The following is a 26670-nucleotide window of genomic DNA, read 5'->3' as shown; positions in this document are numbered from 1 at the left end:
AAAAAAGTCATCAGTAAAGGTTTGTTAGCATCGGGTACAATTCCCAATGACTAATGACCTTTTCCTACTTTGTATTCGCTTTATAGTATTTGATCATCTTTGGAAGGATCTCAGCGACGTCGCCAGTGATCACATAATCAGCGATTGAATTAATCGGAGCATCCGGATCGGTATTGATCGCAATGATCTGAGCCGATTCTTCCATTCCGGCACGATGCTGAATTTGTCCAGAGATACCACAAGCGATATACAGTTTCGGACGAACAGTTGTTCCGGTCTGGCCAATCTGACGGCCATGTTCGATGTATCCTGAATCAACAGCAGCACGTGAAGCGCCAACTTCGCCACCTAATACTTCAGCCAATTCGAAAAGCAGGTTGAAATTCTCTTTCGAGCCAACACCGTAACCTCCGGCAACAATGATCGGAGCGCCTTTGATGTTAACCTTACTCTTTTCCATGTGACGTTCGATCATTTCAACCACAAAATCAAGGTCGGTGGTGTATTTCGAAACGTCAAGCTTATTGATCGTTCCTTTGTATTTCGGATCAAGGATTTCTTTTTTCATTACGCCCTCGCGAACGGTAGCCATTTGCGGGCGACAGTCAGGATTAATAATGGTAGCAATAATGTTACCTCCAAAAGCCGGACGGATCTGGTAAAGCAAATTCTCATATACTTTTTCAGCCTTTTTGTCTTCATGATCGCCAATAACGAGTGAAGTACAGTCGGCAGTTAAGCCGCTATGCAAAGCCGAAGATACACGCGGACCTAAATCGCGGCCAACAGAACTGGCGCCCATCAAGGCGATCTGTGGTTTTTCTTCCTGAAAAAGTTTCACCACGATGGCATTGTGTGGCAAGGTTGAATATGGAGCCAAACGTTTGTCGTCGGCAATGTGTAAAACATCAACACCATAAGGGAAAATGTCTTTTTCAATTCCATCGAGCTTGTACCCAATGGCAATTGCTTCGAGCTTTACCTTTAATTCGGTGGCCAGTGCGCGTCCTTTAGTCATCAATTCCATGCTGACTTCGGCAACCTGACCGTCTTCTATTTCAATATAAACAAAAACACTATTCATAATTTGGGATGTTTTAACAATTATCCGATTGTATGACTTTCAATTAACTCACGCATCAGCTGATCCATATCTTCGTCAGACGAAGTGATTACTTTTGCACCTTTCGACTGAAGAACAACGTTCTCAACCTTCTTCACCTTGGTGGGCGAACCGGTTAAGCCCAATTCGTTCATGTCAACTTCAATATTCTGAACGGTCCATTCCTTAATCGTCAGGTATGGGCGGTCGCTGTACAGGTGCAAATAGTCGTCGTTTGCTTCCTGCATTTCGGAAATTGTTTTGGCGTGTTTGTATTTCATGATCAATTTGGCGTTTCGTGCGCGGCAATCCGGAGCCGAACTGTTCACGGTTACCACCAACGGCATCGGGCATTTCACCACTTCAATACCACGTTCGAGGCGACGTTTAACGGTTACTTTACCTTTTTCGATAGCCTGAATTTCTTCGGCATAGGTAATTTGAGGAATACCTAATTTTTCGGCAACCTGAGGACCAACCTGTGCGGTATCTCCATCGATAGCCTGACGGCCAGCAATGATGATATCGTAATTACCATGTTTTTTCAGGGTTTGTGCAATGGCATACGATGTAGCTAAAGTGTCCGATCCGGCAAAAGCACGGTCTGTCAATAAAATACCATCGTCAGCTCCGCGGAACAATCCTTCGCGGATAATTTCGGCTGCACGGCCTGGCCCCATTGTTAATAATGTAATGGTCGATCCCGGAAAATTGTCTTTAATCCGCAATGCCTGTTCCAGCGCATTCAAATCCTCAGGATTAAAAATAGCCGGTAGAGCTGCTCTGTTTACAGTTCCATCGGCTTTCATTGCATCTTTGCCAACATTCCTCGTATCGGGAACCTGTTTGGCAAGTACGATAATTTTGTAACCTTTCATTCGTAATTATTTGAGTTAATTGAGTTATTATTAGCTTAGTAAATCGAATATCCTACTGAATTCAATCGATCAATTCTACGTAAAATATCCATACTTCTCATCACCAAAGTTTGAAAAGTCAGCAAATATAGAAATTCAACCCTAAGAAATCAAGCGTCTTTGGGGCTCAAACGAAAAGACAAAAATGCTGAATGCCCTTGCTGCACAACGAAAGTGCGGAAATCACAGGTTCAAATGCCCTGAAGCGCTGACAGGCAAAGCGAATCAAACAATCAACCTTATTTTTCAAAAAATCCTTTTCGCTGGAAAGCCCCTTTTATTTAAAATGAATTTAAGTAAGGAACAGTTGAAATGACCTTTGGAAACAGTATTTGATAAGGTTGTATACCTATTAAAGAGATTAGATTTATAAAACTTCATGTTCCACAAATTCAATCGAACCTGACAACGTCTATGATTCTCCCCTGCTGGCTACTTCAGCTTAGATAACAGGTATTTTTGCCTGCCGCTGCTTTCATGGAACTGTCGTAGGCATATTTTTGACTTATGAAGATTGCAGCAACCAATCGTAGGGATAATTCAAGCCGCCGTAAGTTGCAGCGACCAAACTTAGGGGTGATTTTTGTTCCTGTAGGCTGCATAGACCTAACGTAGAAGTATTTTTCTTCGCCGCAGAATGCTTTGCCAAAAACACAGGTTTGTCTGAACAAAAATGAATACAAATTAAACCACAACAATCGTAATATTCTTTATCACCTCGTTGTAACTAATTAATAAAGTGAAGTTTTTATGTGATTTAACATTATTGAATATCGATTATTTAAAAATAAAGTGATAAATTGTATCATAATTAATTCACACTAAATTTTATCTCAATGAACGTAATTCTCGAACCTTTAAAAATTTCGGTTCTTACCAACATGGAGGCCGGACAATTGATGAATCGCCACCTGAGCGATTTGGCTACTATTGATTCAAGTTTACTGACGAATGCACCGTATAACAATTACGTGCAGAAAATCGGTACTAAAATGGAATTGTACCAGAATGCACTCGCCCAGGTGCAAAAAAGTGAAGAAACCGAAAATATCGGCTTGGCCGACGCTGCCCGCGACAAAGCCATCAGCGCCTTCAACATGGCGCTAAAACTTCATGCAGCATCCGACGACCCTGCTGAAGTGGAAGCCAGCCGTAGCCTGAAGATTTTATTTGACACCTTCAAAAACATAGCCCGTTTAAACTACGAAGCCGAAACACTTGCAATCGACAAACTCACCAGCGAGTTAAACAGTGCGGCCTATGTCGAAAAAGTGAATTATTTGCACATGAGCAAATATGTTGCCCGCATGGCCGAAACCAATGCAGCCTTTAAAAGCCTGTTTAGCGGACGAATGGTGACAACGGCCACTACCGAATCGTTCGATATGAAAACCATTCGCACTGAATTATCAGCAACCTACAACGATTTCACTGCCTATGTACTGGCTATGGCCAAAGCAACCAACAACCCACTTTTCACCGCTGCACTGAACCTGCTGAACACTGCCCGTAAATACTATGCCGACCAGTTGGCACGTCGTACTGCATCGAAGACGGAAGAAGCCAAACCTTCGGTAAACTAATTTTAGTTTTTGGTGGAATGAAGAAACCCGTCGGTCTGAGATGATCGGCGGGTTTTGTGTTGTTATTAACGATGGAAACTAAAAGCGCTAGATGATGTTGGTGGCAGTCTTTCTTATGAATCAGCCAATTATTTTATTAAAATTCCTCTGTCCACACTTTCGTTTATTAAATTCTCAGCATAGTTCCAAATTGTTGTCGATCCGTCTTTAATTACTTTTTTCTTGTCGTAAACTTTTTGATATGGGACATTAAATTCTCTCCAAGTTCCACCATTATTTGAAGTGTTTTGTAGCAAAGGTTCAAATCGGTCCATTGATTTTGCAAATTTGGCTTCATCAGTCACACTTTCTTCAAATTCTTTCCAAATCGCAATAAATTCTTCGGCTTGTTCGGTCGGTAAAAGCCCAAAAATTCGTTTGGCTCCAATAAGTTCTTCGTCGGTATTTGTGTGACTTTTTGTAGAGTCGTAAATAAAAGTGTCGCCTGCATCAATTTCTACAATGTCATGGATTAAAACCATTTTCAAAACTTTTAGAACATCTATTGGATTGTCTGAATGTTCCGCCAATACAATTGTCATCATTGCTAAATGCCAACTGTGTTCAGCGTCATTCTCTGGTCTATCGCTATTGAATAATTTAGTTTTACGTTGAATGTATTTTAGCTTGTCAATCTCTTTTATGAAACTTATTTGTTTTAATAAATATTCAGTCTGCATTGTTTTATAAATTTTTAGAAATTTTCATTTTTACTATGATGCTTGTTAAAATTACTACCAACAGGTAGATACATATTGTAGGTAATTTAGCTTCGCTGATCTTTGATTCCTGTCAAGCCGAAAAGCAGCTTGAGCGGAAAGATGCACACTAAAAACCATTTCTGCTGAATTTGCGGGTAGCTGATGTTAACACCAGATTTTATTAATTCATTACTATTGTTTCAGTTATATCTATTTTTTTTAGCAAGTGTTTTATCCCTAGGTCATGCATGCTTGAATGGTATCCTCTGGATGAATCCAAGAAGCTTAAAAGTCTCTCATTATTCTCTGACTTGTCGAACTTCGATGTAAATGTCAATCGTTGTTTTGTATTACTTTCATCAGGAACCGTCAATTTTTCTTTATTTGAATACTCTCTTGAGTTATTGTAACTTCTCAATAACATCGACAGAGTATATAAATACATGTGTTTATCATCATCACTTAAATTATCTGGTAAAATTGTTTCTACTTGATTAATTAATTCTTGTAGTGAATACCTATCATTTTTCAAATTGTTGTAAATAGAATTTTGTTTTAGCTTGATATAGATTAATAATATGAACAAACTTGGCACTACATAGTCATTTGCAGAAAATTGAGTCAAGGCTAATCTTGCCTGTGCAAATATTTTTTCTTGAACTCTTAATGTTAATCTCTCATGGGTAAACAATGACGTTGCAAAATCAATAAAATTTGATTTATCTCTTTTTAATTCGTCATACCGAAGTCTTTGTTGTTCTGAGAAAAATTCATCAAACCCAAAATAATTATACATGTATTTTGTAAATATTTTTATATCAGGTTCAGGAAGTGAATATTCAATATCAATAAATCTTCTTAAATACTCAGTCGCATCAATTAAATCACTACCATATACACCTCTAATTGCATTACCTAACTGAATTTTATCAATAGATAAAACAAAGACGATCCCAGGAACACAAAACAGATGTTTAATTTTTTCTAACAGCTCAACAGCATAATTGGGACGACAGCGATCTAATTCATCAATTATAAAAACAACAGGTTTATCACCCGAAGTCGATGAGACAAATTTTTCTAAACTTTTTTGAAATTCTTTTATGCCGTTTTTTCGCTCTGTATAATTATCTATTTGTACTTGAAGACTATCCGCAATTGTTGAGGAAGTTTGATTAAGTAATTCTTTTGCTAATTCGTTACCGACATATTTCTCAACCTGTGTTTTAAACAAACCTAAGGCCAGACTTTTGGCTAATGGTGCAGCTTTGCTTAATACATTCTTAAATGCTTTTTCCGTTCTGTTAGAACTTAATTCTTTCAATTCGGAGATTAAGGTTACTAATACGTCATTCTCAAGGTCATTTTCCCAAGCATTGAAGTATAAAGTCTTAAATTCATTGTTTTCTAAATGTTGTTCCCACATTTTTACAAAAGTGGTTTTACCTGTTCCCCATTCACTATCTATTGCTAAAACAAATCCTTCCTTGAAATTCTTGACTAAATCTGTTAATACAACCGCATACGGTTTTCGTTCAAGTCTGCAATTTTGAAATGGATTCACAGCATTAATTTCGATGTCAGTATGTCGAATTTTCATTTCTACTAGGTTTCAATTTAAACTTGGCGTTAACGAGTAAATAGCTGAAAGTTTATAGTACTTTCTGTATAAAACCAGACAATAAAGCTAGCTAATTTTACATAGTTGGCAAGATAACCAAAAGGAAAGGTGCGGAAATTTATGTTGCGTGAGGAAGATGGGGCTAAAGCCCATCGGATTAAACGAGGATTTCATGCCCGTTCACTGAAGTGAACGGCAAAGAATAATGCGTTGAATGAAAGATTCAAGTATTCGGAGACACAATATCCTTTGCCGTCTGCTTTAGCTGACGGATAAAGTGAACGGCAAAGGATAGCTCATTGAATTAGCAATTTTAATATGCAGAGCGATGATATTCTTTGCCGTCTGCTTTAGCGTTCGACTGAGCTCACGCCGAAGTCTGACTGACAACGTGACCAGGCAATCCTGATTTTGTTTTCAGCGGAAACGCAACCTTTGCTCTGTAAAATCAATCTGAAGTTTACAATTGACACCTTTACAAACTCTGGTCGACTTAAAAAGCAGTAATGAAACTCTATTTCCGATTGATTCAATTCGTATTTGCACTTCTTCCGGTAATTGCGGTAGGCCAGTCTGTCTATTCAGGAAAAGTAACCGACACTCAGACACATTTTCCAATCGCGGGCGCTGTGGTTTCGGCAATTGGCTCTGAGGCGCAAACTACAACAAATAATCTGGGCTATTTCACCTTAAATACAGGAAGCGACACCACACCGGATACAGAAGATTACCAGGTTGAAGCAGTCAACGGAATCATACTTTGGAACTCGAAAAAGGTAATCGACGTTTGGATTGCCAATGTGCTTGGGCAAATCTCCGGGAAAGTATATCGCGCACAAACGGGCAGTGGCCAGATAAACATGACCAATTTCGCCAATGGTATTTATCTGCTAAATATCACCTGCAACGGCGTCCGAAAAACACATAAATTAATTAAAGCCAGAAACGCGTTACTTTCCGAAACATTGAGTCCAAAAGCAATTTCGCAAAATGAAAGCCTTCAGCAAAATGCAGGATCGGCTTCCGACTCGCTTGTAATTAGCAGTTCTGGTTATTATCCTCAAAAATATGCCTTCCAAAAGACCGGCGAAACCTACGAACTGCTCAAGCTTAACAACGGGAATATTGACTACCTGAACCGATTAATACGACCTGAGGCATTTACTCTCCTTCAGGGAGCACCGTTAAATCCGTCGTACGGCGAGGTGAAATCAGTTAAAGTTGTTTATTCCATTTCCGATAATTCGATTTACTATACCAATTCAGAAAAACACCTGATCCATTTCTATTTCTGTAGGGATGTACTGGGCTACAACAAAGGGCACGCAATGTTCAACCAGGAACAATACACCAGGAATGTCAATCGAAAATACATACTGGCTTCGCTCAATCATTTTACATCGTCCGACCGGTATACCCTCGAATTCTTTGCAGGTGACGAACTGGATTGCAGTGATATTGAGAAAGTGTACAATAAAATTGCACAAACTGCATGGATTGGGAGCAAATTATACTTCTATGCCAACGCTACAAAATGGGAAGGCTGCACAAATGTGCCAATTATCACTTCCAGAGAATTGTACAACGGACAGAATTATCAGGCTTTAAACCCGGAAAGTAATTACGGCTACCTGAGAAAAATAGAGGCAAGCGAATTGGGACAAACCTACCTTGGCCGGCACGACATTGTAGTATTGAACAGCATTCCGATTGATATTTCGGTGGTTGCAGGTATAATCACCACCGAATTTCAAACGCCACTCAGTCATATTAATGTACTTAGTCACAACCGGGGTACGCCCAACATGGCGCTGCGCGACGGATGGACAAACCCAAAGATTGAAAAATTACTCAATAAACTGGTTTATTTAAAGGTTTCGCTCGATTCGTTTAACATCCGTGAGGCTACCTTGCAGGAAGCAGAGTTGTTCTGGGCACAAAAAGAGCCACAAACCATTCATCAACTGAAATCGGACATCAATACCAAAGGACTGATTGACCTGACGAAAGCAGATGTGAATTCGGTATCATTAATAGGCGGAAAAGCTGCCAATTTTGCTGAACTGAAGAAAATAAATGTCGCAAACTACGGAGTATTACCAATGCCCGAAGGTGATTTCGCGATACCTTTTTCGTATTACTACAACCACATCAAAAAATACGGACTTGACGTTTTTATTGATAGTATGTTGAAAGATCCGGTTTTCAGAACAGATGCGGCATGGCGCGACAAACAGCTTAAAATTCTTCGTGATTCGATAAAAAAGAGTCCACTTGATCCGGAATTGCTCCAACAGGTCGTTCAACATTTATCAATCACCGGGAATTTTATGGATTTCCGTTTCAGGTCGTCAACCAATGCCGAAGACATTGAAGGCTTTAATGGCGCCGGATTGTATGAATCGTATACAGGATCGCTCTCGAATCCGGACAAACCAGTTGACAAAGCGATCCGAAAAGTGTGGGCAAGCTTGTGGAGTTACGCAGCTTTTGAAGAACGAGATTATTTTAAAATCGATCACCAGACCATTGCCATGGGCATTTTGGTTCATCGCTCTTATCCGGCAGAAGCTGCAAATGGTGTGGCGATCACCGAGAATTTGTATAATGCTTTCAATCCCGGAATTACGGTCAATGTACAGGTTGGCGAAATCAGTGTGGTAAACCCAGAGGAAAAATATCTTCCAGATCAACTGATTTGTTATACTTTTTCGAGCGAAAACATCTATGAATATCTGAACCATTCGAATGTTCCGGGAATGGAAGGGAAAACCGTTATGACAGATGAAGAACTTACACTATTGAAACGATTTTGCGTAGCAATCCACAATCATTATTGCACGCTTAACACGGTTTGCAAACCGATGGATATCGAATTTAAGGTCGATCTGATCAATGGTGAACGGAAAATCTACATCAAGCAGGCCAGATTGTACTGATAAATTACATCCTTCAGAAAAAAACAGAACTAAAACCTAAAATTTTAATCATCTTTTTCATCCGGTCACTTCAATGAACGGCAAAGCCTGACGGATAAAGATGCAACTAATAGGGAAAGGAGAGGAAGATCCTGAAATAAATTCAGGATGACGAAGCATGACTCTACTGAGTTCGATGCCAGCGGCATCAAATGTTTATAGAAAACAAGGAATCAGGAAATATTCGATCCCATCGGGGTCGCACATTGTGGGAATTATTGCAATTTCTATAAACATTCAAACCCTCTGGGTTAGGAAATAAACAAAAAAGCCGTCACCCTTTTCAGGATAACGGCCTCTGCTTATTTGATTTAATTCAAATGTTTTAAGCTATTGGAGCAGGACCTCCGAAAGACATTGGCGGAATAAAAGGATTGTGCCCCTGTACATTCTTGATCGAGCCGTTCACGGCTTCATATTTCTGAATGTTTTCCTGCAATGCCAGTAACAGGCGTTTCGCGTGTTCAGGAGTTAAAATAACCCTCGATTTTACGTTTGCTTTAGGAATACCCGGCATTACTCTCACAAAATCAACTACAAATTCTGAACTTGAGTGCGTGATAATAGCCAGATTGGAATAAATTCCCTGAGCAACCTCTTCGGTCAACTCAATCTGCAATTGGTTGCTGTTCTGATCTTCCATAATCTATCAAATTAATAGCGATCTGAATCTTTTACTTCAACCATTTTGTCATATTCATCGCGCGAACCAACTACCAGATTCTTGTATTCTTTCAATCCGGTACCGGCTGGGATCAAATGCCCGCAGATTACGTTTTCTTTCAACCCGTCCAAATAATCAACTTTTCCGTGGATTGCAGCTTCGTTCAGAACTTTTGTAGTTTCCTGGAACGATGCAGCAGATAACCAGCTGCGTGTTTGAAGTGCAGCACGGGTAATTCCCTGGAGAATCTGGCTCGATGTAGCCGGAACAGCATCGTTGGCTTCAACCAGTTTTTTATCACGACGGCGTAGGTTCGAATTTTCATCTCTCAAACGACGTGAAGTGATAATCATACCCGGTTTCAAACTATCCGAATCACCAGCATCAACAACAACCTTCTTGTTGTAAATCCAGTCGTTTTCGTGCAGAAATTCGTGTTTGTCAACAATCTGTTTTTCAAGGAAACGGGTATCGCCCGGATCGTCGATCTCAACCTTACGCATCATTTGGCGAATGATCACCTCGTAATGTTTATCGTTGATTTTTACCCCCTGCATGCGGTACACATCCTGAACTTCATTCAAAATATATTCCTGAACAGCAGTTGGCCCTTTAATCGCCAAGATGTCAGAAGGGGTAGTTGCCCCGTCAGAAAGTGGTGTTCCAGCACGGATATAGTCATTTTCCTGAACCAGAATTTGGCGGGAAAGTGGTACCAAATAACGTTTCACTTCTCCGGTTTTCGAAGTCACCACAATTTCGCGGTTACCACGTTTGATTTTTCCTAACGAAATTTCACCGTCGATTTCAGAAACAACAGCAGGGTTCGATGGGTTTCTGGCCTCAAACAACTCAGTTACACGAGGCAAACCACCAGTGATATCACCAGCTTTACCAGCAGCACGAGGAATTTTAACCAGAACAGCACCGGCTTCTACAATCTGGCCATCTTCAACAGCCATGTGACCAGCAACTGGCAAGTTATATGTACGAATCGTATCACCTTTTTCGTCCAGAATTCTCAAGCCCGGGTTTTTGGTTTTATCACGGGTTTCGATAATTACTTTTTCCTTGTAACCGGTTTGCTCATCCGATTCTTCGCGATAAGTAACACCATCAATTACTTGTTCAAAAGCAACTTTTCCCTTGAATTCGGTGATGATTACACCATTGTATGGATCCCATTCGCAAATCATCATTCCTTTTTTCACTTCCTGTCCATTTTCGATGTACAGTTTCGATCCGTAAGGAATATTATGAGTTGAAAGTTGGATTCTTGTATTTTTATCAATGATTCTCAATTCAGCCAAACGGCTCACTACGATATAAGTTTTTACACCCGTATCATTGAGTTGCTCAACTACGCGTAGTTCTTCAATTTCAGCAACACCATCGTATTTCGATTCAATCATCGACTGTGTTGAAATGTTACCTGCGATACCCCCAACGTGGAAAGTACGAAGTGTCAGCTGTGTTCCCGGCTCACCGATAGATTGGGCAGCAATAACCCCCACCGCTTCACCGCGCTGTACCATTGTGCTTCCGGCCAAATTTAATCCGTAACATTTAGCACACACACCGATCTTCGATTCACAAGTCAATACAGAACGTATTTCAACGGTTTCGATTGGCGATTCTTCGATTTTATGAGCTACTTCGTCAGTAATAATTTCACCTGAAGCTACAATTAATTCACCTGAAAGCGGATTATAGATATCATGAACCGTTGAACGGCCAAGAATTCTTTCAGTTAAAGAAGCAACAACTTCTTCGTTGTTTTTAATCGCCGAAGCAATCAAACCACGCAAAGTTCCGCAATCTTCTTCCTGAATAATCACATCCTGAGCTACGTCAACCAAACGACGGGTCAAATAACCAGCGTCGGCAGTTTTCAGGGCGGTATCGGCCAAACCTTTACGGGCACCGTGGGTTGAAATAAAGTATTCCAAAACCGAAAGTCCTTCTTTAAAGTTCGCCAAAATAGGGTTTTCAATAATCTGAGATCCTGTTGAACCCGATTTCTGAGGTTTTGCCATCAATCCACGCATTCCGCAAAGCTGACGAATCTGCTCTTTAGAACCACGGGCTCCTGAATCCAACATCATATAAACCGAGTTGAATCCCTGACGGTCGGTGCTCAATGTTTTCATCACCGAATTGGTCAGCTTGGCATTGGCATGTGTCCATATATCGATAACCTGATTGTAACGTTCGTTATTGGTGATGAAACCCATGTTGTAGTTCATCATCACTTCTTCCACTTCGTTGTAACCTGCATCAACAATTTCTTTCTTGTCAAACGGAACAACAACATCGCTCAAATTAAACGAAAGACCACCACGGTATGCCATCATATAACCCAAATCCTTAATGTCATCAAGGAACTTAACGGTTACAGCATTACCTGTCTTCTTGTAGATATCAGAGATAATTGTTCGAAGTGATTTTTTAGTCAGCAGCTGATTAATGTAGCCAACTTCTTTTGGAACAACCTGATTGAAAATAATCCGACCTACAGATGTTTCAATGATGTGTTTGAACATTTCTCCATTCTCATCAACATCAACAACTTTCACTTTTACAATGGCGTGAAGGTCAATTACATTTTCGTTGTAAGCAATAACAACTTCTTCAGTAGAATAGAAAACCATTCCTTCGCCACGAGCACCAGCACGAGGTTTGGTCATGTAATACAGACCCAAAACCATGTCCTGAGAAGGCACTGTGATAGGAGCGCCGTTCGCTGGGTTCAGCAAGTTGTGTGATGCAAGCATCAACATCTGAGCTTCCAGAACAGCAGCATTTCCAAGCGGTACGTGAACAGCCATCTGGTCACCGTCGAAGTCGGCGTTGAAACCGGTACAAACGAGTGGGTGCAACTGAATAGCTTTTCCTTCAACTAATACTGGTTGGAATGCCTGAATAGACAAACGGTGCAGCGTAGGCGCACGGTTCAGCATTACAGGATGTCCTTTTAATACGTTTTCCAAAATATCCCAAACTACAGGATCTTTACGGTCAACAATTTTCTTGGCCGATTTTACTGTCTTTACAATTCCACGTTCAATCAGTTTCCTGATGATAAATGGTTTGAAAAGCTCAGCAGCCATATCTTTCGGAATACCACATTCGTGAAGTTTCAGTTTCGGTCCGACGACAATTACCGAACGAGCTGAATAATCGACACGTTTACCTAACAAGTTCTGACGGAAACGACCTTGTTTCCCTTTCAAACTGTCGGACAATGATTTTAATGCGCGGTTATTCTCTGTTTTAACAGCATTTGATTTTCTTGAATTATCGAACAATGAATCGACAGCTTCCTGAAGCATACGTTTTTCGTTACGTAAGATCACTTCCGGAGCTTTAATTTCAATCAGTCGTTTCAAACGGTTGTTGCGGATAATCACCCTACGGTACAAGTCGTTCAAATCGGAGGTAGCGAAACGGCCACCATCCAATGGAACCAACGGACGTAAATCAGGTGGAATTACCGGAACAACTTTTACAATCATCCATTCAGGACGATTGATATTTTTGCTGGCACGGAAAGCTTCAACTACGTTCAAACGTTTCAATGCTTCGTTTTTACGTTGTTGTGAAGTTTCAGTATTTGCCCGGTGACGAAGATCGAACGACATTTCATCCAATTCGAGACGTTGTAACAAAGTGTACAACGCATCAGCACCCATACGAGCGATGAATTTGTTCGGATCTGAATCATCCAGATACTGATTTTCCTTTGGCAATGTATCAAGGATGTCCAAATATTCTTCTTCTGTTAAGAAGTCAAGATATTTTACACCATCCTGAGCTTTAATACCAGCATTAATTACCACGTATCTTTCGTAGTAAATAATTGCATCCAACTTTTTGGTTGGTAATCCCAAAAGGTAACCAATTTTGTTTGGCAACGATTTGAAATACCAGATGTGGGCAACCGGAACAACCAGAGAAATGTGGCCCATACGTTCGCGACGGACTTTTTTCTCGGTTACTTCCACCCCACAACGGTCGCAAACAATACCCTTGTAGCGAATCCGTTTGTATTTACCGCAATGACACTCATAATCCTTTACTGGTCCGAAGATACGTTCGCAGAACAATCCATCGCGCTCAGGTTTATAAGTCCGGTAATTTATCGTTTCAGGTTTCAATACTTCCCCATGTGAACGTTCAAGAACTTCTTCGGGTGAAGCCAGACTGATACCAATTTTGGCAAAGCTACTTTTAACTTTATTGTCTTTTCTGAATGCCATATATCGATCGTTATTTTAACAAGTTTATATCAGGAAAATCAAAAACTGATTCGCCGTAAATTAATCCAAGTTCACACTCAACCCAAGACCACGTAATTCGTGCAGCAATACGTTCAATGATTCAGGAATACCTGCTGCTGGCATTGGTTCTCCTTTAACAATTGATTCGTAAGCTTTAGCTCTGCCTAATACGTCATCTGATTTTACAGTCAAAATTTCCTGGAGAATGTTCGATGCACCGAATGCTTCGAGTGCCCAAACTTCCATTTCCCCGAAACGCTGACCTCCAAACTGAGCTTTACCGCCCAAAGGTTGCTGTGTAATCAATGAATATGGTCCGATTGAACGGGCATGCATTTTATCTTCAACCATGTGACCCAGTTTCAGCATGTAGATAATACCTACAGTTGCCGGTTGGTCAAAAGGTTCACCAGTACCACCGTCGCGCAAATATGTTTTACCATAGCGAGGAACGCCAGCCTTATCAGTATATTCACAAACCTGATCAAGGGTTGCACCATCAAAAATCGGAGTTGCAAATTTCAATCCCAATTCTTTTCCGGCCCAAGCCAAAACAGTTTCGTAAATCTGTCCCAAGTTCATACGTGAAGGTACCCCTAGTGGGTTCAACACGATATCAACCGGAGTTCCATCTTCAAGGAATGGCATATCTTCATCGCGAACAATACGCGATACGATACCCTTGTTTCCGTGACGACCCGCCATCTTATCTCCAATCTGAAGTTTACGTTTTTTAGCAACGTAAACCTTAGCTAACTGAATGATACCGGCAGGGAGTTCATCTCCAATGGTCACATTGTAGCGCTTCCTTTTTGAAACAGCTTCCAATTCTTTATACTTCATGATGTAATTGTTGATCAGAGCGAAAATCATATCGTTCTTCTCTTTATCTGTCGTCCATTTGGATGGATTAATCGTCAGATAATCAATTTCCTGAAGTTGTTTTAAAGTGAATTTCACACCTTTACCAATGATGTCGCCACCATAATAGTCTCTTACACCCTGGCTAGTCTTACCATTCACCAAAGTGAAAAGTTTATCTTCGAGTTTTGCACGTAAAGCAGATGCACCACGGTCAAACTCTTCGTCGATTGAATCGAGCAAAGGTTTAGTAGCCATCTTGCCTTTTTTATCTTTTACTACCCTTGAGAATAGTTTTTTATCAATGATTGTTCCGTTCAATGATGGAGACGCTTTTAAAGAAGCATCTTTCACATCACCGGCTTTGTCACCAAAGATTGCACGAAGCAATTTTTCTTCCGGAGAGGGATCTGATTCGCCTTTAGGAGTAATTTTTCCAATCAGGATATCACCTGGTTTTACGACTGCTCCAATACGAATTAATCCATTTTCATCCAGATTTTTGGTAGCTTCTTCGCTCACATTCGGAATATCAGAAGTAAATTCTTCAACGCCACGTTTGGTGTCGCGAACTTCCAACGAATATTCGTCAACGTGAATCGAGGTAAATACATCTTCGCGAACAACACGTTCGGAAATTACGATTGCATCCTCATAGTTATAACCCTGCCAAGGCATGAAAGCCACTTTCAGGTTACGACCCAATGCCAATTCTCCGCCATGAGTTGCATATCCTTCGGTCAATACCTGTCCTTTTGCAATACGATCGCCTTTTGCAACAATCGGTTTAAGGTCAACTACTGTTCCCTGGTTAGTCTTCTGGAATTTAGAAACACGGTAAACTACAATTTCAGGATCGAAGCTTACATAGCGCTCTTCTTCCGTTTTATCGTAACGAATATGAATTTCGTCAGCATCAACATATTCAACAACCCCGTTATCCTCGGCAACAACCAATACACGTGAATCGATAGCAGAACGAGCTTCAAGACCGGTTCCAACGATAGGAGCTTCCGGACGAAGCAGTGGAACTGCCTGACGCATCATGTTTGATCCCATCAACGCACGGTTCGCATCATCATGTTCAAGGAAAGTGATCAACGATGCGGCAACAGATGCAATTTGGTTTGGACCAACGTCCATCAGATTTACATCAGCTTTTGGCACAATTGGATAATCACCATCCAAACGTGATTTTACTCTTGCATTAATAAAGTTTCCATCATTATCGATGGGCGCATTTGCCTGAGCAATTACTTTTCCTTCTTCTTCTTCAGCTGTCAAGTAAACTGTACCTTCGACTGTAAGGTCAACTTTACCATCGACGACTTTACGATATGGGGTAGATATAAAACCTAAATCAGTAACTTTTGCAAAAACACAAAGCGAAGAAATCAAACCAATGTTTGGCCCTTCAGGAGTTTCAATCGGACATAAACGTCCGTAGTGGGTAAAGTGAACGTCACGAACTTCGAACCCTGCTCTTTCGCGTGAAAGACCACCAGGTCCGAGTGCCGACATACGTCTTTTATTTGTTAGCTCAGCCAATGGATTGGTCTGATCCATAAACTGAGATAATGCATTTGTTCCAAAGAATGAATTGATCACCGAAGATAAAGTCTTCGAATTGATCAGATCAATTGGCGTAAATACTTCATTGTCGCGTACATTCATTCGTTCGCGGATGGTACGAGCCATACGGGCCAACCCAACGCCAAACTGATTGTACATTTGTTCTCCAACAGTACGAACACGACGGTTACTCAAGTGGTCAATATCATCAACATCAGTCTTTGAATTAACAAGCTTGATCAAATATTTAATAATTTCAATAATATCTTCCTTAGTCAGTACCTGAACATTCATCTCGATATTCAGACCCAACTTTTTGTTGATCCTGTATCGTCCAACCTGACCAAGATCGTATCTTTTTTCAGAAAAGAATAATTTGTCGATTACATCCCTGGCAGTAGCATCGTCAGGCGGTTCTGCGTTACGCAACTGCCTGTAAATATGAAGTACTGCTTCTTTTTCAGAATTACAAGGGTCTTTCTGAAGAGTATTATATATAATGGCATAATCCTGAAGATTCTGGTCTTCCTTATGCAGCAAAATAGTTTTTGCCCCAGAATCAACGATTTCGTCAATATGATCGTTCTCAATAACAACCTCGCGGTCGATAACAACTTCATTTCGTTCGATAGATACCACTTCACCTGTATCTTCATCAACGAAATCTTCAACCCAAGTTTTAAGAACACGGGCAGCCAGTTTACGACCAACGATTTTCTTTAAACCAGATTTTGATACCTTAATTTCATCAGCGAGGTCGAAAATCTCAAGGATATCCTTGTCACTTTCAAATCCAATTGCACGAAGCAATGTGGTTACTGGTAATTTTTTCTTACGATCGATATAAGCGAACATGACACTATTAATGTCTGTTGCAAACTCAATCCATGATCCTTTAAAAGGAATAATCCTGGCTGAATAAAGTTTTGTTCCGTTGGCATGCATGCTCTGTCCGAAGAATACTCCAGGAGAACGATGCAATTGGGAAACAACAATTCGTTCGGCTCCGTTAATGATAAACGAACCTCTTGGAGTCATGTAAGGAACAGTTCCAAGATATACATCCTGAACTACTGTATCAAAATCCTCATGCTCAGGATCGGTACAATACAACTTTAATTTTGCTTTTAACGGAACACTAAAAGTCAGGCCACGCTCGATACATTCATCGATAGTATAACGGGGTGGATCGACATTATAGTCAACAAATTCTAGAACGAAGTTATTTCTGGTATCGGTAATTGGGAAATTCTCTTCAAATACCCGACTTAAACCTTCTTCTTTACGCTGATCCGGAGTTGTTCCCAATTGAAAAAACTCAATGAAGGACTTTATTTGTACTTCCAGGAAATCAGGATAATCAAAGACAGTTTTGGTTGAAGAAAAGCTAATCCTCTGGTTTTCAATTTTTACTGACATCGATGTATATTAATTAATTGAACTTATAAGATAAATATACAAAAAGGCATAGAACCCCACACATGTGAGGTTCTAAACCATATCAACCTATAAATAAGGTCGTAAGACTTTTATTTAAGTTCAACTTCAGCTCCAGCTTCTTCTAATTGACTTTTTAATGATTCAGCCTCGTCTTTAGAAACTTTTTCTTTGATTGCTTTTGGAGCACCATCAACTACTTCTTTAGCCTCTTTCAAACCAAGACCTGTTAATTCCTTAACCAATTTTACAACTGCCAATTTTGATTGACCAGCAGCTTTCAGAATAACATCGAATTCAGTTTGAACTTTTTCTTCTGCTTCTTCAGCAGGGCCAGCAGCAGCAACAGCAACAGCAGCAGCAGCAGGTTCAATACCGTATTCCGACTTTAAAATTCCGGCTAATTCATTTACTTCTTTTACAGTTAAGTTAACTAACTCTTCCGCAAGCTTTTTTAAATCTGCCATTTCGATAATAATTTTTTAATATAATTTTATAACTAACTTTATTCTCTTTCTCCCAATGTCTTCAACACTCCATGAATGATATTGCCACCTGATTGCAAGCCACCCAATACATTTTTAATTGGAGATTGCAGTAATCCGATAACTTCACCAAGAAGTTCATTTTTAGACTTAATAGAAACTAATACATCCAATTGGTTTTCGCCAACATATACAGACTCCTGAACATAGGCACCTTTTAAAATAGGCATCTTGTTTTTCTTTTTGAAGTCTTTTATCAGTTTTGCAGGAGTATTAGCATTCTCGCAAAACATAACCGATGTATTACCTTTTAGTACATCATAAAGTTCTTCAGCATTTTTGTTTGATGCTTCCAACGCTTTACGCAAGAGGGTATTCTTCACAACAACCAATTCCACTTGCTGTTTATTACACAAACGTCTTAAATTACTGGTTTTATCAGCATTCAGACCTTCAATGTCAGTCAAATAAAAATGAGTTGATAAATTAATCTGCTCCGTAAGACTACTGATGATTTCGTATTTTTCTGATCTTTTCATATCAATAAGTTTACTTTTCAGAGACAGACTTTGGTTCAACTTGTATACCAGGACTCATAGTACTCGACAGGAAGATACTTTTAACGTAAGTTCCTTTTGCTGCAGATGGCTTCAATTTTATCAAAGTATTTACAAATTCAGTAGCGTTTTCAACTAACTTCTCAGGAGCAAATGAAACTTTGCCAATTGAAGTATGAACAATACCAAATTTATCAACTTTAAAGTCAATCTTACCAGCTTTTACTTCCGCAACAGCTTTTCCTATTTCCATTGTAACTGTACCACTTTTAGGGTTTGGCATCAAACCACGAGGACCTAAAATACGTCCAAGAGCTCCAACTTTTCCCATAACAGGTGGCATAGTAATAATCACATCTACGTCAGTCCAACCGCCTTTAATTTTTTCAACAAAGTCGTCGAGACCTACATAATCAGCTCCAGCATCTTTGGCCTCCTGCTCTTTGTCAGGAGTAACCAGGGCCAAAACGCGCACTTCTTTACCAGTTCCATGAGGTAAAGTAACAACGCCTCTAACCATTTGATTAGCTTTCCTAGGATCAACTCCAAGACGGACATCAATATCTACAGAAGCATCAAACTTTGTAAAAGTTATTTCCTTTACCAGTGTTGTACCTTCTTTAAGAGTATAGATTTTCCCCTTTTCGAGTTTTTCCAGAGCAAGCTTTTTATTCTTTGTAATTCTGCCCATTTTAATAATTTTAATTAGTTTGTTGGGCGTTCGCCTTCAACGGTGATACCCATACTTCTGGCAGTACCAGCTACCATGCTAATAGCCGCATCAAGTGTGAAACAGTTAAGGTCTTCCATTTTGATTTCAGCAATCGCCTTTACTTGTTCCCAGTTAACAGAACCAACTTTGTTTACATGTGGTTCTGAAGAACCCTTCTTCACTTTTGCAGCTTCAATTAGTTGCACAGCCACTGGGGGTTGTTTAATTACAAAATCAAACGATTTATCAGCATAAACAGTAATAACAACTGGTAACACCTTACCTGCAAGGTCTTGTGTTCTACCGTTAAACTGTTTACAAAACTGCATGATATTTACCCCTTTAGAACCTAATGCTGGGCCTATCGGAGGTGAAGGGTTAGCAGCACCCCCCTTAACTTGCAATTTAATGAATCCAGCAATTTCTTTAGCCATAATAAAATCGATAAATGATTTATTACTCCTTTTCTACTTGCATGAAGCTAAGCTCCAAAGGAGTTTTTCGTCCAAAAATTTTGACCATTACTTCAAGCTTCTTCTTTTCCTCATTGATTTTTTCAATGATTCCGTTGAAGCCATTGAATGGCCCGTCAATCACTTTCACAGTTTCTCCGACTACAAATGGGATGTTCATCTCTTCGCTTGATTCAGCCATTTCATCTACCCGTCCTAAAATCCGGTAAACTTCTGACTGGCGCATAGGAACTGGTTCCCCACTTTTTGTATCACCCAGGAAGCCAATAACATTGGGGATATTTTTCAAAATATGTGGAATCTCCCCTACCAAACATGCTTCAATAAGTACATAACCAGGAAAGAAATTTCTCTCTTTGCTGATTTTTTTACCGTTGCGTATTTGATATACTTTTTCTGTAGGAATTAAAACCTGTGAAACAAACTCCTGGAGACCAGCATTTGCAATCTCGTTTTCAATATATTCTTTGACTTTCTTTTCTTTTCCTCCAATTGCCCGAAGAACATACCATTTTTTTACGTTTTCGCTCATGTTGTACTCCAAATGGAATTAATAAAATAATTTGTACACAAAGCTCATAATGTTTTCAAAAGAGAAATCCATTACGAAAACTATTAGTGCTATAATAAAGGAAGCAACCATTACAATGAAAGCACTATTTTGTAATTCTTTCCAAGTAGGCCAGGAAACTTTATGAACAAGCTCGTTATAAGCCTCTTCAAAGTAAATTTTAAGTTTCATTTTATAAGATAATAAATTTGTACGGATGGTAAGATTCGAACTTACTACTCAAACTAAAAACACAAAACTCCCGACCGAGTTACATCCGTAAAAAGTCCCGGGCATAAAGTCCGGGACTTTTTATCAGAATAATATGGTTGAAAATTATTTCGTAATTTCGGTAACCTGACCAGCACCTACAGTACGTCCACCTTCGCGAATAGCGAAACGAAGACCAATGTTAAGAGCTACAGGATAGATCAATTCTACTTCAATTGATACGTTATCACCAGGCATTACCATTTCACGTCCTTCTGGCAAGTGAATTTCACCTGTTACATCAAGAGTACGTAAATAGAACTGTGGACGATATCTGTTGTGGAATGGAGTGTGACGTCCACCTTCTTCTTTTTTCAGGATGTAAACCTCAGCTTTGAAAGTTGTATGAGGAGTAATTGAACCTGGTTTTGCAAGAATCTGTCCACGTTTGATTTCCTTTTTGTCAACACCACGCAATAACAAACCTACGTTATCACCAGCTTGTCCATCATCAAGAATCTTACGGAACATTTCAACTCCAGTACATACAGTCTTACGACCTTCAGCACCTAAACCGATTAACTGAAGCTCATCACCTGTGTGAACAACACCAGTTTCGATACGACCTGTTGCAACAGTACCACGACCAGTGATCGAGAATACGTCTTCAACTGGCATCAGGAATGGTTTATCAACATCACGTGGAGGAAGTGGAATCCAAGCATCAACGGCATCCATCAGTTCAACAACTTTTTCTTCCCATTCTGGTTCACCATTCAATGCACCAAGAGCAGAACCCATGATAACAGGTGAATTATCTCCATCGAATCCATAGAAGCTTAACAATTCGCGAACTTCCATTTCAACAAGTTCAAGAATTTCGGGATCATCTACCATATCTACTTTGTTCATGAAAACAACCAATTTTGGTACGTTTACCTGACGAGCCAAAAGGATGTGTTCACGAGTCTGAGGCATAGGACCATCAGTAGCAGCAACTACAATGATAGCACCGTCCATCTGAGCAGCACCAGTAACCATGTTTTTCACATAGTCGGCGTGACCAGGACAGTCAACGTGTGCATAGTGACGAGTAGCTGTTTCGTACTCTACGTGTGCAGTGTTGATTGTAATACCGCGTTCTTTTTCTTCAGGTGCACTGTCGATTGACTCAAATGATTTTACCTCGCACCACCCTTTTTTTGCCAATACTGTAGTAATAGCGGCAGTTAAAGTAGTTTTGCCATGGTCAACGTGGCCAATTGTACCAATATTGACATGGTCTTTGTCCCTGTTAAATTTTGCTTTAGCCATAACTTGTAATTTTTATAAATTTTCTTTTAAACTTTCATCAGAGCTGAGGGCGAGAATTGAACTCGCGACCTCTTCCTTACCAAGGAAGCGCTCTACCCCTGAGCTACATCAGCAATCTTTCTATTTTGAGCGGGAGACGAGATTCAAACTCGCGACCCTTAGCTTGGAAGGCTAATGCTCTATCGACTGAGCTACTCCCGCAATTTCGAAGATTAGAATTTCGAAATTTGAATGTCAGAATTATTCTGAAATTCGCCATTCTACCATTCCAACATTCTGTTTGTGGGGAGAGCAGGATTCGAACCTACGAAGACGTACGTCATCTGAGTTACAGTCAGACCCAGTTGGCCACTTTGGTATCTCCCCAATATTATCAGAACTTATTTCGATGAGCCGAATCACAGATTCGAACTGTGGACCCCGAGATTACAAATCACGTGCTCTGGCCAACTGAGCTAATTCGGCGAAATTTACACATCATGTCAAAGACCCTATAAACAATTAAAATCCTGTCTACAGGGCTTTCTTTTATGAAGATTTCTTAATTAAGAAACTTGTCCAAAAAAGGTTTGCAAATGTATAAATATTTTATTGGAATTCACAAGAACGGAATAAATTTTTCAATTTATTTGTCCTTTAGCTTGTCTTTGAATTTGGTTAATTGTTTGCGAACAGCTTCGATGGCCAAATCAATAGCTTCTTCAAATGAATCAGCTTGTTTTTCAGCAAAAAGATAATCAGCTCCAGGAATTGAAAGCTTAATTTCTGCAATCTTGTTATTCGCTGTTTCAGGCTTCTCAACCTTCAATATTACTTCAGCACCAATAATACCTTCAAAATAAGTATCAAGTTTTGGCACTTTTTTGTTTACAAAATCAATCAATTTCTGATCGGCCGTAAAGTGTACAGTTGTTAACTGAATATTCATAATTTATCCTCCTAAAATTTATGATCGTGGGTGTGCTTGTCTGTAAACTCTTTGAATCTTTTCGAGCGAGGTATGAGTGTATATTTGCGTAGCAGAAAGATTAGAGTGACCGAGTAATTCCTTTACCGCATTTAAATCGGCTCCCCGATTGAGTAAATGAGTGGCAAAAGTATGTCGGAGCACATGCGGACTTTTTTGATCTATTGTAGTTACCATAGCTAGATTTTTACAAACAACCCGATAAATCAGTTTCTCATATACGGGTTTCCCTTTAGATGTCAACAAAAGACATGGTGCAGGACTACCAAATAACTGGGTACGTTCAGACTTGTATTGCTCTATCAACAGATTTAAGCTTCGTGGATAAGGAATAATTCGTTCTTTATTTCGCTTACCTAACACTTTAATCAGAAATTCGGCTGTATAAATATCCGCATCTTTTAAATGCATCAATTCAGACAATCGAACTCCGGTACCATACAAAAGACTTAAAATTAGTTTGTCACGAAGTGCTTCAAAATCGGTTCCGAAAAAACCATCATCGAGCAAATGATCCAAACTTTTTTCTTCTACAAACTGAGGTAATTTTTTCCGAATTTTGGGTACAATCACATTAACCAAATTGTTCTCCTTAACTACCTCGAACCTCAATAAGTATTTATAAAAAGATTTCAGCGCTGATATCTTCTTATTTACAGTACGGGATGAAATCCCGTTATCCATCAGTTCAACAACCCACATTCGGGCTACCTTATCATTTATTCCTTCAACATTAAAATCCCCGATCGTTTTGACAAAAAACTCTTCAAACTGATCGAGGTCTTTTTTATAGGCTATAGCAGTTAAATGCGAATACCTTTTTTCGTATTTCAGGTAATTAATAAATGATTCCTGATGGGACATTAGTAAATAATTTTCATCATAATGCAGGAATCTTCCAGAAATCTCTAGTCGTCCTGACGCTGTAAATTCTCAATATAGATGGCCTTTTTAATCTCAGTCCTTCTAACAATCGAAGGTTTTGAAAACGCCTGTCTTTCACGTAACTCTTTTACAACACCTGTTTTTTCAAACTTTCTTTTAAATCTCTTAAGCGCTCTTTCGATATTTTCGCCTTCTTTTACTGGAATAACGATCATGGAATTATATTTTTTCTAGTTAAAATTTGAGCCGCAAATTTATGAATTAAACATTACTAATCAAATTTATACCAAAAAATTTAATTTTTAATAGTTTTGATCGACCAACTGTTCTGAAAATAAGAACGCAGGACGGTTTATTTTGTTCTAAAAATATGGTTTAATTCTGTTGTATTCGTCTATGTTTAAGATCATACTATCGCGAAGAATTGTCAAATCCCGAAAACTTCCATGTTTCGTTCTATACTTTACAATCTTACTTGCCAAATCCTTTTTCAGGTAAGGATGTCGTGAAAGCTCGTTCAAATCAGCAAAATTAACATCAAGCTTTTTAATCTTTGAAATATCAACAGTTATTTTACTCTCAAACAGTGAAATTGTCTGTTCTGTTAAACCATAAACTTCCTTCAGTTGGCTAATCGAATAAAATCCGCCCAATAAATCGCGATACTTCACAATGCGTTTTGATAAAACGCTACCAATACCAGGCATTTGTTTAAGCTGAATGGAATCAGTAGAGTTAATTTCAATAGCGGTTGTTTTTGTGGCAAGATTCTTTTCTGGTATTACTTTCTGAAGGCCTGTAATGACAATCCAATCAGCCAAGTTGTTCTTCTGATTTGAACTGATCACCCGAATCTTAAAAAAGTCTTCCTTACTTCGAAAGACACCTCCTTTATCCAAATACTTTCGGATTGTTGCAACCTGTTTATCAGATAAACCTAACCGAAAAAATTCATCATCGGTAGCTTTATTAGGATCGAACGGGAAATAATCAGGAGTTGAAATTCCGACCTTCTGTGAGGTCGATTTATTTTCAAGCAAAAGAAAAGGTGACACCTTATTAAATAACTGTTCTGTCATTCCATATATTTTCCTGAAATCAGCATTGGTATAAAACTTTCCACCACTATTCCGAAATTTCAACAAATTCAATTTTACTGATGTCGGTATATCTAAACTGTCAAGACCAAGAGAATCAATCGTATTTGGATTGAAAAGAAAAAGCTTTTGCGACGTTTCTTGCTGATTAATAGAATCGATAACTTGCCCCAATTCATGACGAGCAGAATCCATTAAAGCAATATCAATTTTAGCAGGCTTTTCAAAATAAAAGATGACTTTGTTGGCCACAGCTAACAAAAAGATCAGGATTAAAAGAACGACAATTCCTTTGCGCTCGTTTCGGCTAAAGGTAAAATAATCCTGAATAATCTGTCTGAAGTTCATGAGGGTAGATTGAGTTACCCTAATTTACTTCATTTTTTTGAAAATAAAAAACCCGGAAGAATCTTCCGGGTCAAACTATTTTATAATGGAAGCAATTAGCTTCTGTCGATATTATTCAAATCGTTGCAGGCAACTTTTAATCTTTCGATCATCGTTTCCTGACCTTTACGTAACCAAACGCGTGGATCGTAATATTTTTTGTTCGGTTTGTCTTCTCCGTCCGGATTTCCGATCTGACCTTGCAAATAGGCTCTGTTTTGAGCCTCGTATTTGCGAACTCCATCCCAGGTAGCCCATTGGGTATCGGTATCGATATTCATTTTCACAACGCCATACGAGATTGCCTCACGAATCTCTTCAAGTGTTGAACCGGAACCACCGTGAAAAACAAAGTCAATTGGTTTTTCGCCTAAACCATGTTTCTCTGAAATGAATTTCTGCGAGTTATCAAGAATTTTAGGAGTAAGTTTAACGTTACCTGGTTTATACACACCATGAACATTCCCAAACGAAGCGGCAATGGTAAAGTTTGGACTGATTTTGCTCAATTCTTCGTAAGCATAGTTAACGTCGGCAGGCTGTGTGTAAAGCAATGAATTATCCATACCTGTATTGTCAACACCATCTTCCTCGCCACCGGTACAACCCAATTCAATTTCGAGAGTCATTCCGATTTTACTCATACGAGCCAAATATTTTTTGCAAATATCGATATTTTCCAGAAGTGGTTCTTCTGATAAATCAAGCATATGAGAACTAAACAATGGTTTTCCGTAGGTTGCGAAATGTTTTTCGCCGGCATCTAACAGACCATCAATCCATGGCAATAATTTTTTAGCAGCATGGTCGGTATGCAAAACTACATGTACACCATACAATTCAGCAAGTATATGAACCGATTTTGCACCAACAATTGCCCCGGCAACTGGCGCTGCCTGACCATCAAGTTTCAATCCTTTACCAGCATAAAACTGTGCACCACCATTCGAAAACTGAATGATTATCGGTGAATTCACCAACTTTGCAGCTTCCAGTACGGCGTTTACCGAATCGGAACCCACCACATTCACGGCAGGTAGTGCAAAATGTTCAGCTTTAGCAATTTTGAACACTTTCTGTAAGTCTTCACCGGAAACTACTCCGCGTTTTACAACTTCTGAAATCTTTGTCATTGTAATAATTTTTTAAATATAATATTCCGTTTATTTTGAAATTCTTTATCAGCCAAAATATAACTAATCAAAGATAGTATTGTTCAACCTGAAAATAAAAATATAGGGCAACTATCTGAATTTCTGGGATTGAAAATTAATATTC

Annotated in this window: 21 protein-coding genes and 4 tRNA genes; 2 read left to right on the top strand and 23 right to left on the bottom strand. The window is 39.3% G+C overall.

All coding sequences use genetic code 11. The features are described from left to right. Window positions 1-64 precede the first annotated feature (64 nt). Window positions 65-1084 carry an electron transfer flavoprotein subunit alpha/FixB family protein gene (locus AQPE_RS16285; RefSeq protein WP_318347559.1) on the bottom strand — a complete coding sequence of 340 codons (1020 nt, stop codon included), beginning with the start codon at window positions 1082-1084 and terminating at the stop codon, window positions 65-67. Window positions 1085-1104: 20 nt separating this feature from the next. Further along, window positions 1105-1980: an electron transfer flavoprotein subunit beta/FixA family protein gene (locus AQPE_RS16280; RefSeq protein ID WP_318347558.1), complete on the bottom strand. Its 876-nt coding sequence runs from the start codon at window positions 1978-1980 to the stop codon at window positions 1105-1107. Window positions 1981-2855: 875 nt separating this feature from the next. Between AQPE_RS16280 and AQPE_RS16275 the strand changes: the two genes are divergently transcribed. Continuing rightward, window positions 2856-3602: a DUF6261 family protein gene (locus AQPE_RS16275; RefSeq protein ID WP_318347557.1), complete on the top strand. Its 747-nt coding sequence runs from the start codon at window positions 2856-2858 to the stop codon at window positions 3600-3602. 128 nt (window positions 3603-3730) lie between these two features. Here AQPE_RS16275 and AQPE_RS16270 read toward each other — a convergent pair whose 3' ends face one another. Further along, window positions 3731-4321 carry an HD domain-containing protein gene (locus AQPE_RS16270; protein WP_318347556.1) on the bottom strand — a complete coding sequence of 197 codons (591 nt, stop codon included), beginning with the start codon at window positions 4319-4321 and terminating at the stop codon, window positions 3731-3733. A 202-nt stretch (window positions 4322-4523) separates the two neighbouring features. After that, window positions 4524-5942 carry a KAP family P-loop NTPase fold protein gene (locus AQPE_RS16265; protein ID WP_318347555.1) on the bottom strand — a complete coding sequence of 473 codons (1419 nt, stop codon included), beginning with the start codon at window positions 5940-5942 and terminating at the stop codon, window positions 4524-4526. A gap of 527 nt (window positions 5943-6469) precedes the next feature. Here AQPE_RS16265 and AQPE_RS16260 point away from each other — a divergent pair. Then, entirely contained in the window at window positions 6470-8902 is a 2433-nt protein-coding gene (locus tag AQPE_RS16260; protein ID WP_318347554.1) for a PEP/pyruvate-binding domain-containing protein, read from the top strand. A gap of 364 nt (window positions 8903-9266) precedes the next feature. Here AQPE_RS16260 and AQPE_RS16255 read toward each other — a convergent pair whose 3' ends face one another. The 19 genes from AQPE_RS16255 to fbaA all read right to left on the bottom strand — a co-directional run bounded on the left by AQPE_RS16255 (window position 9267) and on the right by fbaA (window position 26525). After that, window positions 9267-9584 carry a DUF3467 domain-containing protein gene (locus AQPE_RS16255; protein ID WP_318347553.1) on the bottom strand — a complete coding sequence of 106 codons (318 nt, stop codon included), beginning with the start codon at window positions 9582-9584 and terminating at the stop codon, window positions 9267-9269. Between the two features lie 11 nt (window positions 9585-9595). Further along, window positions 9596-13864 (bottom strand): DNA-directed RNA polymerase subunit beta', encoded by a 4269-nt coding sequence (gene rpoC, locus AQPE_RS16250; protein ID WP_318347552.1) that lies wholly within the window; start codon window positions 13862-13864, stop codon window positions 9596-9598. Between the two features lie 60 nt (window positions 13865-13924). Continuing rightward, window positions 13925-17737: a DNA-directed RNA polymerase subunit beta gene (rpoB, locus tag AQPE_RS16245; RefSeq protein WP_318347551.1), complete on the bottom strand. Its 3813-nt coding sequence runs from the start codon at window positions 17735-17737 to the stop codon at window positions 13925-13927. Between the two features lie 110 nt (window positions 17738-17847). After that, window positions 17848-18222 carry a 50S ribosomal protein L7/L12 gene (gene rplL, locus AQPE_RS16240; RefSeq protein WP_404800986.1) on the bottom strand — a complete coding sequence of 125 codons (375 nt, stop codon included), beginning with the start codon at window positions 18220-18222 and terminating at the stop codon, window positions 17848-17850. Between the two features lie 38 nt (window positions 18223-18260). Then, complete coding sequence (rplJ, locus tag AQPE_RS16235) at window positions 18261-18779, bottom strand: 50S ribosomal protein L10 (RefSeq protein WP_318347550.1); 519 nt, start codon at window positions 18777-18779, stop codon at window positions 18261-18263. Window positions 18780-18789: 10 nt separating this feature from the next. Next, window positions 18790-19488, bottom strand: a complete 699-nt coding sequence (gene rplA / locus AQPE_RS16230) for a 50S ribosomal protein L1 (RefSeq protein WP_318347549.1) — start codon at window positions 19486-19488, stop codon at window positions 18790-18792. A gap of 14 nt (window positions 19489-19502) precedes the next feature. Next, the gene (rplK, locus tag AQPE_RS16225; protein ID WP_318347548.1) at window positions 19503-19943 is read right to left on the bottom strand and encodes a 50S ribosomal protein L11; all 441 of its coding nucleotides are present in this window, start codon (window positions 19941-19943) and stop codon (window positions 19503-19505) included. Between the two features lie 22 nt (window positions 19944-19965). Beyond that, a complete protein-coding gene (gene nusG / locus AQPE_RS16220) occupies window positions 19966-20514 on the bottom strand; it encodes a transcription termination/antitermination protein NusG (protein ID WP_318347547.1) in 549 nt (182 codons plus the stop codon). 18 nt (window positions 20515-20532) lie between these two features. Further along, entirely contained in the window at window positions 20533-20724 is a 192-nt protein-coding gene (gene secE / locus AQPE_RS16215; protein WP_318347546.1) for a preprotein translocase subunit SecE, read from the bottom strand. A gap of 144 nt (window positions 20725-20868) precedes the next feature. Then, window positions 20869-22056 (bottom strand): elongation factor Tu, encoded by a 1188-nt coding sequence (gene tuf, locus AQPE_RS16210; RefSeq protein ID WP_318347545.1) that lies wholly within the window; start codon window positions 22054-22056, stop codon window positions 20869-20871. A gap of 41 nt (window positions 22057-22097) precedes the next feature. Beyond that, window positions 22098-22169, bottom strand: a tRNA-Thr gene (locus AQPE_RS16205). A gap of 15 nt (window positions 22170-22184) precedes the next feature. Further along, window positions 22185-22257 (bottom strand) — tRNA-Gly (locus AQPE_RS16200). Window positions 22258-22339: 82 nt separating this feature from the next. Continuing rightward, window positions 22340-22422, bottom strand: a tRNA-Tyr gene (locus AQPE_RS16195). A 25-nt stretch (window positions 22423-22447) separates the two neighbouring features. Then, window positions 22448-22521, bottom strand: a tRNA-Thr gene (locus tag AQPE_RS16190). A 160-nt stretch (window positions 22522-22681) separates the two neighbouring features. After that, window positions 22682-22984, bottom strand: coding sequence for a ribosome hibernation-promoting factor, HPF/YfiA family (gene hpf, locus AQPE_RS16185; RefSeq protein WP_318347544.1), 303 nt, complete (start codon window positions 22982-22984; stop codon window positions 22682-22684). A gap of 18 nt (window positions 22985-23002) precedes the next feature. After that, window positions 23003-23887 carry a tyrosine-type recombinase/integrase gene (locus tag AQPE_RS16180; protein WP_318347543.1) on the bottom strand — a complete coding sequence of 295 codons (885 nt, stop codon included), beginning with the start codon at window positions 23885-23887 and terminating at the stop codon, window positions 23003-23005. Between the two features lie 44 nt (window positions 23888-23931). Next, window positions 23932-24123 carry a 30S ribosomal protein S21 gene (gene rpsU, locus AQPE_RS16175; RefSeq protein ID WP_318347542.1) on the bottom strand — a complete coding sequence of 64 codons (192 nt, stop codon included), beginning with the start codon at window positions 24121-24123 and terminating at the stop codon, window positions 23932-23934. Window positions 24124-24270: 147 nt separating this feature from the next. After that, window positions 24271-25353, bottom strand: a complete 1083-nt coding sequence (locus AQPE_RS16170) for a helix-hairpin-helix domain-containing protein (protein ID WP_318347541.1) — start codon at window positions 25351-25353, stop codon at window positions 24271-24273. Window positions 25354-25448: 95 nt separating this feature from the next. Beyond that, entirely contained in the window at window positions 25449-26525 is a 1077-nt protein-coding gene (gene fbaA, locus AQPE_RS16165) for a class II fructose-bisphosphate aldolase (protein WP_318347540.1), read from the bottom strand. Between the last annotated feature and the right edge of the window lie 145 nt (window positions 26526-26670).

Source organism: Aquipluma nitroreducens, assembly GCF_009689585.1.
GTDB lineage: Bacteria > Bacteroidota > Bacteroidia > Bacteroidales > Prolixibacteraceae > Aquipluma > Aquipluma nitroreducens.
Note: the sequence above shows the minus strand (reverse complement) of the source record. Positions and strands in the feature narration are given on the sequence as shown.

What these genes read in the sequence shown, in the direction of transcription:
- AQPE_RS16285 (WP_318347559.1), bottom strand. Translation starts at nt 1,084, where the DNA reads ATGAATAGTGTTTTTGTTTATATTGAAATAGAAGACGGTCAGGTTGCC.
- AQPE_RS16280 (WP_318347558.1), bottom strand. Translation starts at nt 1,980, where the DNA reads ATGAAAGGTTACAAAATTATCGTACTTGCCAAACAGGTTCCCGATACG.
- AQPE_RS16275 (WP_318347557.1), top strand. Translation starts at nt 2,856, where the DNA reads ATGAACGTAATTCTCGAACCTTTAAAAATTTCGGTTCTTACCAACATG.
- AQPE_RS16270 (WP_318347556.1), bottom strand. Translation starts at nt 4,321, where the DNA reads ATGCAGACTGAATATTTATTAAAACAAATAAGTTTCATAAAAGAGATT.
- AQPE_RS16265 (WP_318347555.1), bottom strand. Translation starts at nt 5,942, where the DNA reads ATGAAAATTCGACATACTGACATCGAAATTAATGCTGTGAATCCATTT.
- AQPE_RS16260 (WP_318347554.1), top strand. Translation starts at nt 6,470, where the DNA reads ATGAAACTCTATTTCCGATTGATTCAATTCGTATTTGCACTTCTTCCG.
- AQPE_RS16255 (WP_318347553.1), bottom strand. Translation starts at nt 9,584, where the DNA reads ATGGAAGATCAGAACAGCAACCAATTGCAGATTGAGTTGACCGAAGAG.
- rpoC (WP_318347552.1), bottom strand. Translation starts at nt 13,864, where the DNA reads ATGGCATTCAGAAAAGACAATAAAGTTAAAAGTAGCTTTGCCAAAATT.
- rpoB (WP_318347551.1), bottom strand. Translation starts at nt 17,737, where the DNA reads ATGTCAGTAAAAATTGAAAACCAGAGGATTAGCTTTTCTTCAACCAAA.
- rplL (WP_404800986.1), bottom strand. Translation starts at nt 18,222, where the DNA reads ATGGCAGATTTAAAAAAGCTTGCGGAAGAGTTAGTTAACTTAACTGTA.
- rplJ (WP_318347550.1), bottom strand. Translation starts at nt 18,779, where the DNA reads ATGAAAAGATCAGAAAAATACGAAATCATCAGTAGTCTTACGGAGCAG.
- rplA (WP_318347549.1), bottom strand. Translation starts at nt 19,488, where the DNA reads ATGGGCAGAATTACAAAGAATAAAAAGCTTGCTCTGGAAAAACTCGAA.
- rplK (WP_318347548.1), bottom strand. Translation starts at nt 19,943, where the DNA reads ATGGCTAAAGAAATTGCTGGATTCATTAAATTGCAAGTTAAGGGGGGT.
- nusG (WP_318347547.1), bottom strand. Translation starts at nt 20,514, where the DNA reads ATGAGCGAAAACGTAAAAAAATGGTATGTTCTTCGGGCAATTGGAGGA.
- secE (WP_318347546.1), bottom strand. Translation starts at nt 20,724, where the DNA reads ATGAAACTTAAAATTTACTTTGAAGAGGCTTATAACGAGCTTGTTCAT.
- tuf (WP_318347545.1), bottom strand. Translation starts at nt 22,056, where the DNA reads ATGGCTAAAGCAAAATTTAACAGGGACAAAGACCATGTCAATATTGGT.
- hpf (WP_318347544.1), bottom strand. Translation starts at nt 22,984, where the DNA reads ATGAATATTCAGTTAACAACTGTACACTTTACGGCCGATCAGAAATTG.
- AQPE_RS16180 (WP_318347543.1), bottom strand. Translation starts at nt 23,887, where the DNA reads ATGTCCCATCAGGAATCATTTATTAATTACCTGAAATACGAAAAAAGG.
- rpsU (WP_318347542.1), bottom strand. Translation starts at nt 24,123, where the DNA reads ATGATCGTTATTCCAGTAAAAGAAGGCGAAAATATCGAAAGAGCGCTT.
- AQPE_RS16170 (WP_318347541.1), bottom strand. Translation starts at nt 25,353, where the DNA reads ATGAACTTCAGACAGATTATTCAGGATTATTTTACCTTTAGCCGAAAC.
- fbaA (WP_318347540.1), bottom strand. Translation starts at nt 26,525, where the DNA reads ATGACAAAGATTTCAGAAGTTGTAAAACGCGGAGTAGTTTCCGGTGAA.